We start from the raw sequence: 13,415 nt of genomic DNA on the forward strand, positions 1-13,415 counted from the left end.
CCGGCTAGCGTCCGGCCCGCGCGTGCAGCAGCGGCAGCACCCGCGATCCGAACGCATCGAGGAACCGGTGCTGATCGGGGTCGGGATCGTGGAAGACCAGGTGGGTGAAGCCCATGTCGACATAGGACCAGATCTGCTCCGCCAGGTGCTCGGGGTCGTTCGAGACGATCCAGCGGGTGACCGTGCGCTCGGTGGGGAGGGCGTCGGCGAGCCGCTCCATCTCGACCGGGTCGCTCACGCCCGTCTTCTCCTCCGGCGACAGGGCGAGCGCGCCCCAGTACCGGGTGGCCTCGCGGGCGTGGGAGAGGTCGGGATCGAAGGAGACCTTCACCTCCATCATCAGGTCGAGGTCGGCGGCGGAACGCCCCGCGGCCGCCGCCCCCTCGGCCAGGGCCGGCAGGAGCGTGCCGGTGTAGAGCCCGGCACCCTTGCCGCTCGTGGTGATGAAGCCGTCGCCGAGCTCCCCCGCCGAGCGGGTCGCCCGGGGGCCGGACGCGGCGAGGTAGATCGGCACCGGCACCTCGGGCCGGTCGTAGACGGTCGCGCGGTCGGTGCGGTAGTACTCGCCCTCGAAGGTCACACGCTCCCGGTCCCACAGCGCCCGGATGAGTTCGACCGCCTCCCGCAGCCGGTCGAGCCGCTCGCGCCCACTCGGCCACGCTCTCCCGAGCGGGGCCTCGTTCATCGACTCCCCCGTTCCGAGCCCGAGGATCACCCGCCCGGGAGCGAGCAGCCCGAGCGTGGCGAAGGCCTGGGCGATGACGGCCGGGTGGTAGCGCAGGGTCGGGGTGAGCACGCTCGTGCCGATGTGGACGGCGGAGGTCGAGGCCGCGAGCGCGCCGAGCCACGGCAGGGCGGCCGGGGCGTGCCCGCCGTGATGGCGCCACGGCTGGAGGTGATCGCTCGTGAACACCGAGTCGAAGCCGGCCCGTTCGGCCGCGACCGCGAACTGCAACAGGTCGGCGGGCGAGAACTGCTCGGCCGAGGCCTTGTACCCGAATCTGATCCGTGTCATCGCCACTCCCTGCGTCCGGAGCCGGTGCCGGCATCCGTTCGGGCCCCGGTGGGGGCCCCGGAGGACACCCCGCCGGGTCTCGCCCGGCGCTCCCGCCAACGATAGATCACCTCGACCAGGGCGCAGCCGATCACCGCGGCCACGAGCACGAGCAGGGCCGCACCCGGAGTCGGGATCTCGAGCGCGAAGAAGTGCCGGATCGGCGAGATCAGGAGCGCCCCGGCGGCTCCGAGGGTCATCGCCGCCACGACCGCCATCCGGTAGGGGGTGAGCGGCCGGGCGAGGGCCCCCAGGAGCCACAGTCCGATGAGCACGAGGGTGAGCGTCGCCGCGGTCGAGGCCTGCGCCTCGCTCCCCCGCAGGTGGAGGGTTCCGTAGACCGCGAGCACGGCGGCGGCGGCCACGACACCGCACGGGATCGCGAGCTTGAGGACCCGTCCGAGGAAGCCCGGCCGGTACCGGCGGGTGTTCGGGGCCAGGGCGAGCAGGAAGGCGGGGGTGCCGATCGTCAGGGTGCCGACGATCGTCAGGTGCCGCGGCAGGAACGGATACGGCCAGGAGACGAGGGCCACGGTCAGGGCCAGCAGCACGGCGTAGGTGGTCTTGGCGAGGAAGAGGGCGGCGACGCGTTCCATGTTCGCGATGACCCGCCGGCCCTGCGCCACGACTCCCGGCAGCTCGGAGAAGCGGCCGTCGACGAGCACGAGCCGTGCCACGGCCTTCGTCGCGGCGGCACCGCTGCCCATCGCGATGCCGAGGTCGGCGTCCTTGAGGGCGAGGGCGTCGTTCACCCCGTCGCCGGTCATCGCCACCGTGTGCCCATCGGCCTGGAGGGCGTGCACGAACTGTCGTTTCTGCTCGGGGCTCACGCGCCCGAACACGTGGTGGTCGCGCAGCATCGCGGCGGTGCTCTCCGCGGTGAGCGTGCGGGCGTCGACCCCGCCGTCCGCCTCGAGCCCGACCGAGGTCGCGATCGCGGCGACCGTGCGCGGATTGTCCCCGGAGAGCACCTTGACCCGCACCCCCTGCCGTTCGAAGTAGCGCAGGGTCTCGGCCGCGTCCGGGCGTACCCGCTCACGCATGGCGGCCAGGGCCACGGGGCGCAGGTCCCCGCCCGGTTCCCGCACCTGGCCGGGTGCGCGGGCCAGCAGCAGCACCCGGGCCCCCGCGGCGGCCCGCTCGCGCACGTCGGCCACGACCTCACCCGCGTCCTCGAGGCCCGCGACGAGCACCTCCGGCGCCCCGAAGTACCAGGTCGTCTCGCCGTCGAAGGCACTGCTCCACTTGCGCGCGGAGGAGAACGGCACGAGCACACGCAGCGCGGCGGGGGCGACGTCTTCGAGCGCGGGCGCCATCGCGCGGGCCGTCGGATTCGCCTCCGGATCGCCCGCGATGCCCGCGAGCACCGCCCGGATCCGGCCGAGTTCCGCCGGGTCGCCCGGCCCGATCGGCACGATCGCGTCGAGGGCGATCGAGCCGTCGGTGATCGTGCCCGTCTTGTCGAGGCAGAGCACGTCGACCCGGGCGAGCACCTCGACCGCCGGCAGTTCCTGCACGAGCACCGACCGGCGCGCGAGGATGAGGGCCGCGAGCGCGAAGTTGATCGAGGTGAGCAGCACGAGTCCCTCGGGCACCATGCCCACGATGCCGGCGACCGCCTGGACCACGGCATCGCGCCACGTGCCGTCGGCGAAGCTCGCCGCGGCGCCGCCCTCGGCCCGCAGCTGGCTCCAGAACAGCAGCAACGCCATCGGCACGATGATCCAGGAGATGATCACGAGGATCCGGTTGATGCCGTCACGCAGCTCCGAGCCCACGAGCGAGAACCGCTTCGCCTCGGCCGTGATGCGCTGGGCGTAGCCGTCCGCTCCGACCTTCGTCACCCGGTAGAGGCCCGACCCGGCCACGACCGCGGCCCCCGAGTAGAGTTCCGCGCCGGCCGGCTTGGACACCGGGTCGGACTCGCCGGTGAGCATGGACTCGTCGAGCTCGAGGCCGGTCGAGTCGAGCACCCGGCCGTCGGCGGGCACCTGGTCGCCCGTGCTCAGGAGCACGAGGTCGTCGAGCACGATCTCCTCGAGCTCGACCTCGGTGCGCCGGCCGTCGCGCAGGACCCGGAGGCGGCCCCGGTCGAGGATGGCGAGCCGGTCGAGGGCGCGCTTGGCGCGCAGCTCGGTGATCGCGCCGATGAGGGTGTTGGAGATGATCACCCCGCCGAACACGGCGTCGCGCCAGGCCCCGACGACGAGCACGAGCACGAGCGCCGTGCCGAGCATCGCGTTGAACAGGGTGAACAGGTTCCCCCGCAGGATGTCCCACAGGCCGCGGGAGGCGACGTCGTGGGTGCGGTTCACCTGCCCGGCGGCCACCCGCTCGGCGACGTCGGATGCGCTCAGCCCGGAGGGCCTGCCGGTCGCACTCAGCGTGTTCACGTCGGAATTATCGCCTATTCCGACGACGCGGGCCGCAGCACGGCGATCGACTCGACGTGGTGCGTGTGCGGGAAGAGGTCGTGGCCGACGACGCGGTCGGCGCGGTAGCCCGCCGCGGCCGCGAACGCGAGGTCCCGGGCCAGGGCGGCCGGATCGCAGGCCACGTAGACGATCCGTTCGGGCCGGCGCTCGACGACGCGGGCCATGACGCGCCTGCCGGCCCCGGTCCGGGGCGGGTCGAGCACGACGACGTCCGCGCGCTCGGGGGCGTCCTTGGCGAGGACCCGGGCGACGTCCCCGCTCCGGCCGGTCAGCTGCGCCAGGCCCCGGCCGTTGCGCCGGGCGGCCTGAGCGGCACGACGATCCCCCTCGACGGCGTAGACCGCCCCGGTCGGCCCGACGGCGTGGGCGAGCGGGAGCGAGAACAGTCCGGCACCGGAGTACAGGTCGAAGACCCGCGCGCCGGTCAGGGATCCGCCCGCCGGGTGCGCGGCGGCGAGGACGGCGCCCGCGAGGCTCGCGGGGGCGGCGCGGTGGCTCTGCCAGAACCCGCCCGCCGCGACGCGGTAGGTGAGGTCGGCGGCGGCAACGCGGACGACCTCGGTGACCCACGGCCGGGGCGAGGTGCCCTCGAGGGCCGCCGGGGCGTCGTCCACGAGCAGGACGGGTTCGCCCACGCTCGGGGCCACGAGGGTGAGGACGGCGTGAGCGGGCCAGCGGCGGGTGAAGACGTCGAGGCGGGCGAGCGCCGCGACCGCGAGCGGCATGCTCTCCAGGGGCACGATGCGGTCGCTGCGGTGGGCGTGCATGCCCGCGCGGCCGTCGGCGTCGCAGGCGAGCCGGATCCGCGTGCGGGTGCCCCAGCCGTCGGATCCGGGTTCGGGATCGACCATCGTGACCGGCAGGTCGAGGCCGCCGATCCGGCGCAGGGCATCGACGATCACCTCGCTCTTCCAGCGCAGCTGCGCGGGCCGGCTCAGGTGGGCCAGTTCGACGGCGCCGACGCCGCCGGGCCCGGCCGCCCGCCACGGCACGTCCACCCGGTCGGGTGAGGGCTCGAGGATCCGGACGGCGTCCGCGCGCCAGACCTTGCCGGTGTCGGTGAGGCGGGCGCGCACGAGCTCGCCGGGGGCGCCGTGGCGCACGAAGACGACGCGGCCCTCGGCCGTCCGGGCGAGGCAGTGGCCGCCGTGGACGGGGCCCGCGATCCGTAGGGTGAGGTCCGCCGCCGGGGCCGGGGTGCCGATCGATGCTGTCATGGCTCTAGTCTCGCGGCTGCCGGGGCGCGGCCGCGCCGAGCTGCCACGGCACGGAGGCGACGACCACCCCCCGCGTGAACAGCAGCCGGGACTTGAGCCGCAGGGCGTTCTGATTGTGCAGCACCTGCGCCCACCAGTGGTCGACCACGTACTCGGGGATGTAGACGACCACGAGATCGCGCGGGGACTCCCGGCGGATGTTCCGAACGAAGTCGAGGACCGGGCGCACGATCTCGCGATAGGGCGAGTCCACGACGGTGAGCGGCAACGGCACCCCGGCGGCGTCCCAGGCGGCCCGGATCGACTCGGCGTCGCCCGGCTCGACGGCGACGGTCAGCGCCTGCAGCGTCGAGGGCCTGGTCGCGCGGGCGTAGGCGAGGGCCCGCATCGTGGGCTTGTGCACCTGGGAGACGAGCACGACGGCGTGCACCCGGGAGGGCAGGGCGCGTTCCGCGTCGTAGTCGGTCACCGTCAGGTCCTCGCGCACGTCGGCGTAGTGACGGCTGATCCGGGTCATGAGCGCGAACAGGACGCCCATGAGCACGAGGGTGATCCAGGCCCCGTGCGTGGCCTTCGTGATGAGGACGACGACGAGCACGATCCCCGTCAGGGCGAAGCCGAAGGCGTTGAGGGCGCGGGAGGTGCGTACGCGGCGCCGCTCGCCCGGGTCGACCGAGGTGCGCAGCACCCCGCCCCAGTGCTTGACCATGCCGAGCTGGCACAGCGTGAAGGAGACGAACACGCCGACGATGTAGAGCTGGATGAGGCGGGTGACCTGCGCGTCGAAGATCCAGATGAGGGCCGCCGCGGCGAGGCTGAGCACGACGATCCCGTTGGAGTATGCGAGCCGGTCCCCCCGGGTGTGCAGCTGCCGGGGCAGATAGCCCTCCCGCGCGAGGATCGACCCGAGGATCGGGAACCCGTTGTAGGCGGTGTTCGCCGCGAGCAGCAGGATGATGCCGGTCGAGATCGTCAACAGGTAGAACATCGGCTGGAAGCCGGCGAAGACCGTGCTCGCGAGCTGGCCGATCACGGGGTTCTGGACGTAGTCGGCTCCGACGCCCACGCCGTCGCGCAGCAGTTGGGACGCCGGATCCTCGACGAAGCGCACCCCGGTCGCGCCGGCGAGCAGCAGCACCGTGAGCAGCATGGCCGAGCCGAGGCCGCCGAGCAGGAGGAGCGTGGTGCCGGCGTTGCGGGACTTGGGCTTGCGGAAGTTCGGCACGCCGTTGGCGATCGCCTCGACCCCCGTGAGCGCCGCCGACCCGGAGGAGAACGCGCGCAGGATGAGCAGTCCCCCGGCCAGGCCCATGAGGCCCTGGTCGAAGCCCGGTTCGCTCACGAGCGCCAGGTCCGCCGACGGGGCCCGGCCCAGGCTCCCGGCCAGCCACTGGACGGCGCCCGCGACCGCGAGCACGCCCATCGAGAGCATGAACACGTAGACGGGGATCGCGGTCTTCGCCCCGGATTCGCGCACCCCACGCAGGTTGAGCAGGGCGAGCAGGAGCACGATGCCGATCGCGATCCCCGTCTCGTGGCCGCCGGCCGCCGGGAGCACCGTGGCCAGGTACTGGGTGCCCGAGGAGATCGAGACGGCGACGGTGAGCACGTAGTCGACCAGGAGTGCGCTGGCCACCGTGAGCCCCGCACCCTTGCCGAGGTTGGTCGCGGTCACCTCGTACGCGCCGCCGCCCGAGGGATACGCCCGCACCGTCTGCCGGTAGGAGGTGACGACGGTGAGCATGACCACGACGACCGCGATCCCCACCCACGGGGAGACGGCGTACGCGGTGAGCCCCGCCAGGGAGAGGGTGAGCAGGATCTCGTCGGGCGCGTACGCGACCGAGGAGAGCGCATCGGAGGCGAACACGGGCAGCGCGAGACGCTTGGGCAGGAGCGTGTGTCCCAAGCGGTCGGACCGCATCGGGCGGCCCACGAGCAGACGCTTCGCGGCGTCACCAATATTCGGCACGGCCACTGATCGTACGCTCCCCGGGGGCGGTGTAGCGTCGGTCCCGTGCATTTCGTGATCATGGGCGCCGGCCGGGTGGGAACGACCCTCGCGCGCTCGCTCGAGACCCACGGTCATTCGGTCGCGATCATCGATCAGAATCCGGATTCGTTCCGCCGGCTGCCCGACGAGTTCGAGGGCCAGCGGGTCGTCGGCCTGGGCTTCGACCGGGACGCGCTCGCCCGCGCGGGGATCGAGGACGCGCACGCGTTCGCGGCCGTCTCCTCGGGCGACAACTCGAACATCCTCGCCGCCCGGGTCGTGCGCGAGGTCTTCGGCGTCGAGCACGTCGTGGCCCGAATCTACGATCCGAAGCGGGCGGAGATCTACGAGCGCCTCGGCATCACGACCGTGGCCACCGTCCGCTGGACCGCCGATCAGGTGCTGCGCCGGCTCATCCCCGCGGGGGCGCACTCGCTGTTCCGGGACGCCTCCGGTGCGGTCTCGCTCGTGCAGGCGGACAGCCACCCGGGCTGGATCGGATGGTCGATCACCCACATCGAGGCCGCGATCGGCGCGCGCGTGGCCTACCTCGCCCGGCTCGGGGTGGGGTACGTTCCGGCGGCGCACGACCTGCTCCAGGAGGGCGACCTCGTGCACCTGCTGGTGGGGACCGACGGAATCGACGAGGTGCAGCGCCGGCTCGCGGTGGCCCCCGCCGAGGAGGAGGACTGATGCGTGTCGTCATCGCCGGGGCCGGATCGGTCGGCCGGTCCATCGCCCGCGAACTCCTCGGCCACGGGCACGAGGTGCTGCTCATGGACCATCAGCCGGCGGCGATGCGCGTGTCCACGGTGGCCGAGGCGGACTGGCTGCTGGGGGACGCCTGCGAGATCGCGACCCTGGAACGCGCAGAGCTCGAACGGACCGACGTCGTGGTAGCGGCGACCGGCGACGACAAGGTCAATCTCGTCGTCTCGCTGCTCGCGAAGACCGAGTACACGGTCTCGCGCGTCGTGGCCCGGGTGAACAACCCGAAGAACGAGTGGATGTTCGACGACGCGTGGGGGGTCGACGTCGCCGTCTCCACGCCGCGGATCATGACGGCGCTCGTGGAGGAGGCCGTCTCGGTCGGGGACCTCGTGAAGATCTTCACGTTCCACGCCTCGCAGGCGAACATGTTCGAGATCACGCTCCCGGCCGATTCACCGGCCGTGGGAACCCGCGTCGCCGACCTGCGCTGGCCCGGCCACACCGTGCTCGCCGCGATCATCCGCGACGCGGACCCACTCCCGCCGACCGGCGACGACACCCTCGAGGTGGGTGATCAGCTGCTGCTCATCAGCTCGGCTCCGGATCAGCGTCTTCCCGAGATCGCCCGGCTGCTGGTTCCCGAACGATCGGACTGACCATGATCCAGGTGATCCACAGCACGAGCACCCACATCGGGGCGCCCATGACGAGCCGGGCGGTGCCCAGCCAGCCGACCTCGTCGTTGAAGTAGAGCGGAACCTGCACGGCCAGGCGGGCGAGGAACGCGCCGCACCACAGCCACGTCGCCTGCCGGAACCGGCGCATGGCGGCCGCCGGATCGGAGCTGTCGCGCCAGCGCAGGTCGTGCCCGGTGAGCCCGGCGGCGAACACGGCCACGGCCGGGAATCGCGCGAGCACGGACACGAGCATCGCGGTCGCGAAGCCCGCGTTCACCCACAGCCCCCACGCGAAGAAGTCGGCCGCCTCCCCGCTCCGCCACGCCCAGACCGCCCCGATGACGACGCCGGCGAGTCCGCCGACGGCCTGGGTGATCGGCGTGCGCACGACGAGCCGGGCGATCGTGGCGACGACCGCGCACCCGACCGCGAGGGCCACGGACAGCGTGATGTCGCGGGTGATGACGAAGACCACGAGGAAGACGAGCCCGGGCAGGACGGACTCGATCAGGCCGCGCACGCCGCCCATCGCGGCGGCGACGTCGAAGGAGTCGGAGGTCAGCTGGCGCAGGCCGCGATCGTCGGCGGGGGCCGGGCCGGTGCCGGTGGGCGGTGAATCGGTCATCGGGCGGGTTCCTTCGCGGGCAGGCGCGCGGGTGGCAGCAGCCGATACGCGGGGTTGAACAGATGCATCCGGGCGCTGCCCGGCAGGTGCGCCCCGATCCGGCCGTGGACGGCCAGCCGGCGGCCGGGGACGATACCGGCGATCTCGCGCCGCCCGAGGAAGATGAGGTCGGCGCTGCCGGAGCCGTCGTAGAGCTCGGCCGAGACCGTGGGCGGGGCGCCGGGGGGCGAATAGGTGAGGGAGCGGACCGTGCCGAGCAGGTCGACGACCGTGCCGGGCACCGCATCACCGATGAGCTGGGTTCCCTCGGCCCGGGCGGCGGCGCGCTCCTCCCCCGCGTCCAGCTCGGCCTCCGAGGCGAGCGCCCGGCGCCACAGCGACCGCACGCCCATTCAGCCGACCTCGGTGATCTCGGGTCCCCGGCCCTGCCCCAGGTCGAGCACCGGACGCGTCGGTTCGGGCGCGACCTCCTCGCCCGGCTTCCCGGGCAGGTGCAGGGGCAGCAGGTCGCGCGGCGCCCGGGGCGCCGTTCCACGCACGACGACGACGTCCGCGAACACCTCCTCGAGGGCGGCACCCGCCTCCGGGTCGACCGCGGCCGGCCCCGTGAGCACGCCGCGCAGGAACCAGCGGGAGCCGTCGAAGCCGAGGAAGCGCGCGGGCCGGTGCCCGCTGCGCCCGTCCTTGGTCCGCACCGGCAGCCGGGCGAGGAGTTCCTCGCCGAAGCCGCCCTCGCGGGCCTCGACCGTGCCGCCCTGCTTCGTGATCGACTCGACGATCTCCGGGCGGAGCGTCTCCCACAGGCCCTCGCTGCGCGGGGCGGCGAAGGCCTGCAGCTGCAGCGCGGACCCGCCGAGGGCGATGTTGACCGAGACGATGCGGCGGCTCTTGGGCTCGAGCTCCATGCGCACCTGCATCCCCTGCCGGGCGGGGATGCGCAGGCCCCCGACGTCCACGCGGGTGCCCAGCTCGGGCTGTTCGTCGAGATCCCACGGACCCCGTGCCGCTGCGCCGTCCGCGCCGTCGGGATCGCCCGGACCCGTCGGCTCCCCCGTGTTCACTGTGTCCACTGGGTCCACAGGGTCCACTGGGTCGCCTGTGTTCGCTGTGTTCACCGGTCCCGGGGCCCGCGTACCGGCGGAGGTCTCCTCCGCCGGCTCGGCGGCCTCCTGCGGCGGGGCCGCGGCCCGGGAATTCTTGCGACGGAAGAAGCTCACGATGCGGTTCCCTTCAGCCAGCCGCCGGTGGACCCGAAGCCGCCGGCTCCGCGATCGCTGCCCGGGAGCCGGGATACTTCGATGAGGTCGGCGACGGCCACCTTCTGGATGACCACCTGCGCGATGCGGTCGCCCCGGCTGATGGTGTGCGCGCGGGAGTCGGTGTTGAGCAGCGCCACGGAGATCTCCCCGCGGTAGCCCGCATCGACCGTTCCGGGGGCGTTGACGATCGTGATCCCCGCACGCGCCGCCAGACCGGAACGGGGGTGGAGGAAGGCCGCGTAACCCAGGGGCAACGCGATCGCCAGCCCCGTGGGCACGAGGGCGCGCTCCCCCGGTCCCAGGTCCACGTCGACGCGGGCTCGGATGTCGAGGCCGGCATCGCCCGGGTGCGCGTAGGACGGCGCGGGCAGGTCCGGGTCGAGGCGCTGCCAGAGCACCTCGGCCACGTCGGCCTCGCCGTGGTGCAGGCCACGGCTCTCGGAATAGGTCACAGGTCGATCCTAGGCCGACTTCTGGCAGGCTGAGCACATGAGCAGCCCGCAGGACACCGGCCGGACCACCCTGATCCACTCCGAACGACTCACCCCGTCCTGGCTGTGGTGGCTGTTCGTGCCCGGCGCTGCCGGCACGATGGCGATCGTGCTGCTGCCGATCAGCACTCGGGCCGCGATCGCCGGGGCCGTGTGCGTGGCGGTCCTCGCCGGCGCCTGGCTCTGGTCGTTCGCCACCCGGGTCGAGGTGGACGAGCGGATGCTCCGCGCCGGACGGGCGCGGATCGAGCGGCGGTTCGTCGGGGCGGTCACCGTGCTCGAGCCCGCCGAGCTGCGGGCCCTCATGGGGCCCATGTCCGACGCCCGTACCCACGTGCTGCATCGCCCATGGATCCGGCTCGCGGTGCAGGTCGAGATCATCGACCCCGAGGACCCGTGCCCCTCGTGGCTCATCTCCTCCCGCGACGCGTACGCCCTGGCGCGCGCGCTGTCGCCGGCGGCGCCCGGTCGCTGACGCGGCCGGCACGCCTGCCGCCGTCGGTACGACCGGTACGAGCCGGTCCGCCGGTTCCGGCCGGCGCGTCTCCCCCCGCGCCGGACGAGCGAACCGATCAGGCGGCGCACTCCGAGCACACCGGCCGGCCGTTCTCGGTGTAGGCCAGCTGCGAGCGGTGGTGCACGAGGAAGCACTTCGAGCACGTGAACTCGTCGGCCTGCCGCGGGATCACCCGCACGGACAGTTCCTCGCCGGACAGGTCGGCGCCGGGCAGCTCGAAGCCCTCGGCGGCCTCGGTCTCGTCCTCGTCGACCACGCCGGACTGCTGGTCGGAACGGCGGGCCTTGAGCTCTTCGAGCGAATCCTCGCTCAGGTCTTCCTCGGTCTTGCGTGGGGCATCGTAGTCAGTGGCCATCGGGGCAAGCGCTCCAAATCTGTTCGTGCTGGGCCCGGGCGGGCAGTGGGGTCCGGGGCCGTGCTGGGGAGTGTGGTGGACGTGGGGTGGACGTGTGGTGGACCACGAGTGATCCACGGTGGTGGGGCGGTTCGATTGCTCGGGTCGCGGGGACGGGGCCCGACAGTACAACGCTGCCGTGCACCAGGTGTTCCCACGCGGCGATGGGATTGTGCATCATCCGACCGTTTTTTACCATCCCCGCGCCGGGTGTCTGTGACGGGAATCGCATTCGATCCCGGCATCGCCTGCGCCGCGGGTGGAAAAGTGCGACGCCACACCGGTCGCCTCCTGGCATGTGGATGCCGAGGGTGGCAGGCTCGTGCCGATGCCGGCGAGACCGGGGAGGGTTGGCACTGATGATCGAACTTGAGCTGGTCGGAATCCACAACGACGGCGAGACCGTGGTCCTCATCGACGCCACGGGCAGCCGATACCGACTGGTCATCGACGACGCCCTGCGGGCCGCGGTCCGGCGGGACCGGCCCCAGCTCGAGCAGCTGCGGTCGGTGCACATGCGTCCGCGGGAGATCCAGGTGCTCATCCGGGCCGGCGCGACCGCGGCCGAGGTCGCGGACCAGGGCGGACTGCCGATCGAGCAGGTGCGCAGGTACGAGGGGCCCGTGCTCGCCGAACGCGCCCACGTCGCGAACCGCTCCCAGGCGCTGCTCGTCGGCCGTGAGACGGGCGCCCCGACCCTCGGCGACCTCGTGGTCGACCGGCTCGCCGCCCGCGGCATCGCCCAGGTCGAGTGGGACGCCCGCCGCCGCGACAGCGACCCGTGGGAGGTCGTGGCCAGCTACGAGGACGGCGACGTGACCCAGCAGGCCGCGTGGCAGGTCGACCTCGCCGCCCAGTCCTTCCGCGCGCTTGACGAGGCCGCCCGGCTCCTCTCGGAGATCGACCTCGCGGCGGCGCCGCGCCGCCACCTGAGCGCGGTGCCCGCGGCCCGGGTCTACGACGTCGAGCACGACGGCGACATCCAGCCCGTGCTGCGCACGATCGACGACGACCTCAACCACGGCCACCCGCAGGAGCTCGAGTCCGGGGCGCGGCCGGAGCCCGCGGCCGACACCGAGGCGATCCTGGCCGAGCTCGCCGCGGCGCGCGGGGTGCGCCAGCAGCTGAGCGCGCCCGATCACGAGGAGCCGACGCTCTGGGACGACGTCTCCCGGCCCGGCCGGGAGACCACCGGTTCCGCCTCGACCTCCTCGGCGGACGGGCCGCCCGGGACGGAGGCGGCACCGGCCGAAGGCACTGATGGCGCCAGGGGGACCGGCGGCGGGCCGGACCGGACGGACGGCCCGGGTGAGGTCGTCGCGCTGCCGCGCCCCGAATCCGAGCCGGTACCCGACCCCGAGCCGGCACCGGCCAAGCGACGCAGCCGCAGCCGGCGCACGTCCGTGCCGAGCTGGGACGAGATCGTGTTCGGGGCGAAGAACGACTGAGCCGTGGCCAAACTGTATTTCCGCTACGGGGCGATGAACTCGGGCAAGTCGACCGCGCTCCTGCAGGCGGCGTTCAACTATGAGGAACGCGGGCAGCGGGTGCTGCTCGCCAAGCCGGCCACCGACACGAAGGGGTCGGGGGCGATCGTCTCCCGGCTCGGCGTCACCCGCGAGACCGACCTCCAGATCGGAGCCGGCGAGTCGCTTGCGGAGGCGTTCGAGGCGGCCCGCGGTGCGACGCCCGTCGCCTGCCTGCTCGTGGACGAGGCCCAGTTCCTCACCGCCGCGCAGGTCGACGACCTCTTCCGGATCTCGGTGCAGCAGGACGTGCCGGTCATGGCCTACGGGCTCCGCACGGACTTCCGCACGAGCAGCTTCCCGGGATCGGCTCGGCTCCTCGAGCTCGCCCACAGCCTCGAGGAGCTCAAGACGATCTGCCGGTGCGGCAAGAAGGCGATCCTCAACGGCCGCAAGGCGGGCGAACGGTTCGTGTTCGAGGGCGACCAGGTGGCCATCGACGGTCGCGAGACCACCTACGAGTCGCTGTGCGGGCGCTGCTACCTCACCGAGTCCGCGGGCCGGTTCGGCTGAGCC

The 13,415-nt window shown here is 73.1% G+C and carries 14 protein-coding genes; 5 read left to right on the forward strand and 9 right to left on the reverse strand.

Annotation, left to right across the window (positions count from 1 at the left end; genetic code table 11):
- Positions 1-4: 4 nt before the first annotated feature.
- From fgd to GCG21_RS05230, 4 genes are read right to left on the reverse strand one after another with little or no spacing between them, the layout of a single operon-like run.
- Entirely contained in the window at positions 5-1,015 is a 1,011-nt protein-coding gene (gene fgd / locus GCG21_RS05215; protein ID WP_152818196.1) for a glucose-6-phosphate dehydrogenase (coenzyme-F420), read from the reverse strand.
- Positions 1,012-3,447, reverse strand: a complete 2,436-nt coding sequence (locus tag GCG21_RS05220; protein WP_370517302.1) for an HAD-IC family P-type ATPase — start codon at positions 3,445-3,447, stop codon at positions 1,012-1,014. Before GCG21_RS05220 ends, fgd begins: the two co-directional genes overlap by 4 nt.
- A 14-nt stretch (positions 3,448-3,461) precedes the next feature.
- Positions 3,462-4,706, reverse strand: coding sequence for a class I SAM-dependent RNA methyltransferase (locus GCG21_RS05225; protein WP_152818197.1), 1,245 nt, complete (start codon positions 4,704-4,706; stop codon positions 3,462-3,464).
- A 4-nt stretch (positions 4,707-4,710) separates the two neighbouring features.
- Complete coding sequence (locus GCG21_RS05230) at positions 4,711-6,678, reverse strand: APC family permease (RefSeq protein WP_153877880.1); 1,968 nt, start codon at positions 6,676-6,678, stop codon at positions 4,711-4,713.
- A gap of 60 nt (positions 6,679-6,738) precedes the next feature.
- Between GCG21_RS05230 and GCG21_RS05235 the strand changes: the two genes are divergently transcribed.
- Positions 6,739-7,392, forward strand: a complete 654-nt coding sequence (locus GCG21_RS05235; RefSeq protein WP_152818270.1) for a TrkA family potassium uptake protein — start codon at positions 6,739-6,741, stop codon at positions 7,390-7,392.
- On the forward strand, positions 7,392-8,066 hold the full coding sequence (locus tag GCG21_RS05240; protein ID WP_152818199.1) for a TrkA family potassium uptake protein: 675 nt from the start codon (positions 7,392-7,394) through the stop codon (positions 8,064-8,066). The genes GCG21_RS05235 and GCG21_RS05240 overlap by 1 nt, the downstream gene beginning before the upstream one ends.
- On the opposite strand, the gene GCG21_RS05245 is transcribed toward GCG21_RS05240, so the two are convergent.
- From GCG21_RS05245 to dut, 4 genes are read right to left on the reverse strand one after another with little or no spacing between them, the layout of a single operon-like run.
- A complete protein-coding gene (locus tag GCG21_RS05245; protein ID WP_152818200.1) occupies positions 7,999-8,712 on the reverse strand; it encodes a DUF3159 domain-containing protein in 714 nt (237 codons plus the stop codon). The two genes, GCG21_RS05240 and GCG21_RS05245, sit on opposite strands and share 68 nt — an antisense overlap.
- Positions 8,709-9,104, reverse strand: coding sequence for an OB-fold nucleic acid binding domain-containing protein (locus tag GCG21_RS05250; RefSeq protein ID WP_152818201.1), 396 nt, complete (start codon positions 9,102-9,104; stop codon positions 8,709-8,711). Before GCG21_RS05250 ends, GCG21_RS05245 begins: the two co-directional genes overlap by 4 nt.
- Positions 9,105-9,929, reverse strand: a complete 825-nt coding sequence (locus GCG21_RS05255) for a DUF3710 domain-containing protein (RefSeq protein ID WP_370517303.1) — start codon at positions 9,927-9,929, stop codon at positions 9,105-9,107. It abuts the gene before it with no gap.
- Positions 9,926-10,423 (reverse strand): dUTP diphosphatase, encoded by a 498-nt coding sequence (dut, locus tag GCG21_RS05260; protein WP_228760157.1) that lies wholly within the window; start codon positions 10,421-10,423, stop codon positions 9,926-9,928. The genes GCG21_RS05255 and dut overlap by 4 nt, the downstream gene beginning before the upstream one ends.
- A gap of 37 nt (positions 10,424-10,460) precedes the next feature.
- Between dut and GCG21_RS05265 the strand changes: the two genes are divergently transcribed.
- A complete protein-coding gene (locus GCG21_RS05265; RefSeq protein ID WP_152818202.1) occupies positions 10,461-10,937 on the forward strand; it encodes a DUF3093 domain-containing protein in 477 nt (158 codons plus the stop codon).
- A 97-nt stretch (positions 10,938-11,034) separates the two neighbouring features.
- Here the strand turns inward: GCG21_RS05265 and GCG21_RS05270 are convergent, their stop codons facing one another.
- Entirely contained in the window at positions 11,035-11,334 is a 300-nt protein-coding gene (locus tag GCG21_RS05270) for a DUF4193 domain-containing protein (protein ID WP_152818203.1), read from the reverse strand.
- Between the two features lie 398 nt (positions 11,335-11,732).
- Between GCG21_RS05270 and sepH the strand changes: the two genes are divergently transcribed.
- Positions 11,733-12,821: a septation protein SepH gene (gene sepH / locus GCG21_RS05275; RefSeq protein ID WP_152818204.1), complete on the forward strand. Its 1,089-nt coding sequence runs from the start codon at positions 11,733-11,735 to the stop codon at positions 12,819-12,821.
- Positions 12,822-12,824: 3 nt separating this feature from the next.
- Complete coding sequence (locus tag GCG21_RS05280) at positions 12,825-13,412, forward strand: thymidine kinase (RefSeq protein WP_370517304.1); 588 nt, start codon at positions 12,825-12,827, stop codon at positions 13,410-13,412.
- Positions 13,413-13,415 lie beyond the last annotated feature (3 nt).

Origin of the sequence: Pseudactinotalea sp. HY160 (genome assembly GCF_009372055.1) — a bacterium.
Taxonomy (GTDB): Bacteria; Actinomycetota; Actinomycetes; order Actinomycetales; family Beutenbergiaceae; genus HY158.

Coding starts and splice junctions, on each gene's coding strand:
- fgd (WP_152818196.1), bottom strand. CDS start 1,015: ATGACACGGATCAGATTCGGGTACAAGGCCTCGGCCGAGCAGTTCTCG.
- GCG21_RS05225 (WP_152818197.1), bottom strand. CDS start 4,706: ATGACAGCATCGATCGGCACCCCGGCCCCGGCGGCGGACCTCACCCTA.
- GCG21_RS05235 (WP_152818270.1), top strand. CDS start 6,739: ATGGGCGCCGGCCGGGTGGGAACGACCCTCGCGCGCTCGCTCGAGACC.
- GCG21_RS05240 (WP_152818199.1), top strand. CDS start 7,392: ATGCGTGTCGTCATCGCCGGGGCCGGATCGGTCGGCCGGTCCATCGCC.
- GCG21_RS05245 (WP_152818200.1), bottom strand. CDS start 8,712: ATGACCGATTCACCGCCCACCGGCACCGGCCCGGCCCCCGCCGACGAT.
- GCG21_RS05250 (WP_152818201.1), bottom strand. CDS start 9,104: ATGGGCGTGCGGTCGCTGTGGCGCCGGGCGCTCGCCTCGGAGGCCGAG.
- GCG21_RS05265 (WP_152818202.1), top strand. CDS start 10,461: ATGAGCAGCCCGCAGGACACCGGCCGGACCACCCTGATCCACTCCGAA.
- GCG21_RS05270 (WP_152818203.1), bottom strand. CDS start 11,334: ATGGCCACTGACTACGATGCCCCACGCAAGACCGAGGAAGACCTGAGC.
- sepH (WP_152818204.1), top strand. CDS start 11,733: ATGATCGAACTTGAGCTGGTCGGAATCCACAACGACGGCGAGACCGTG.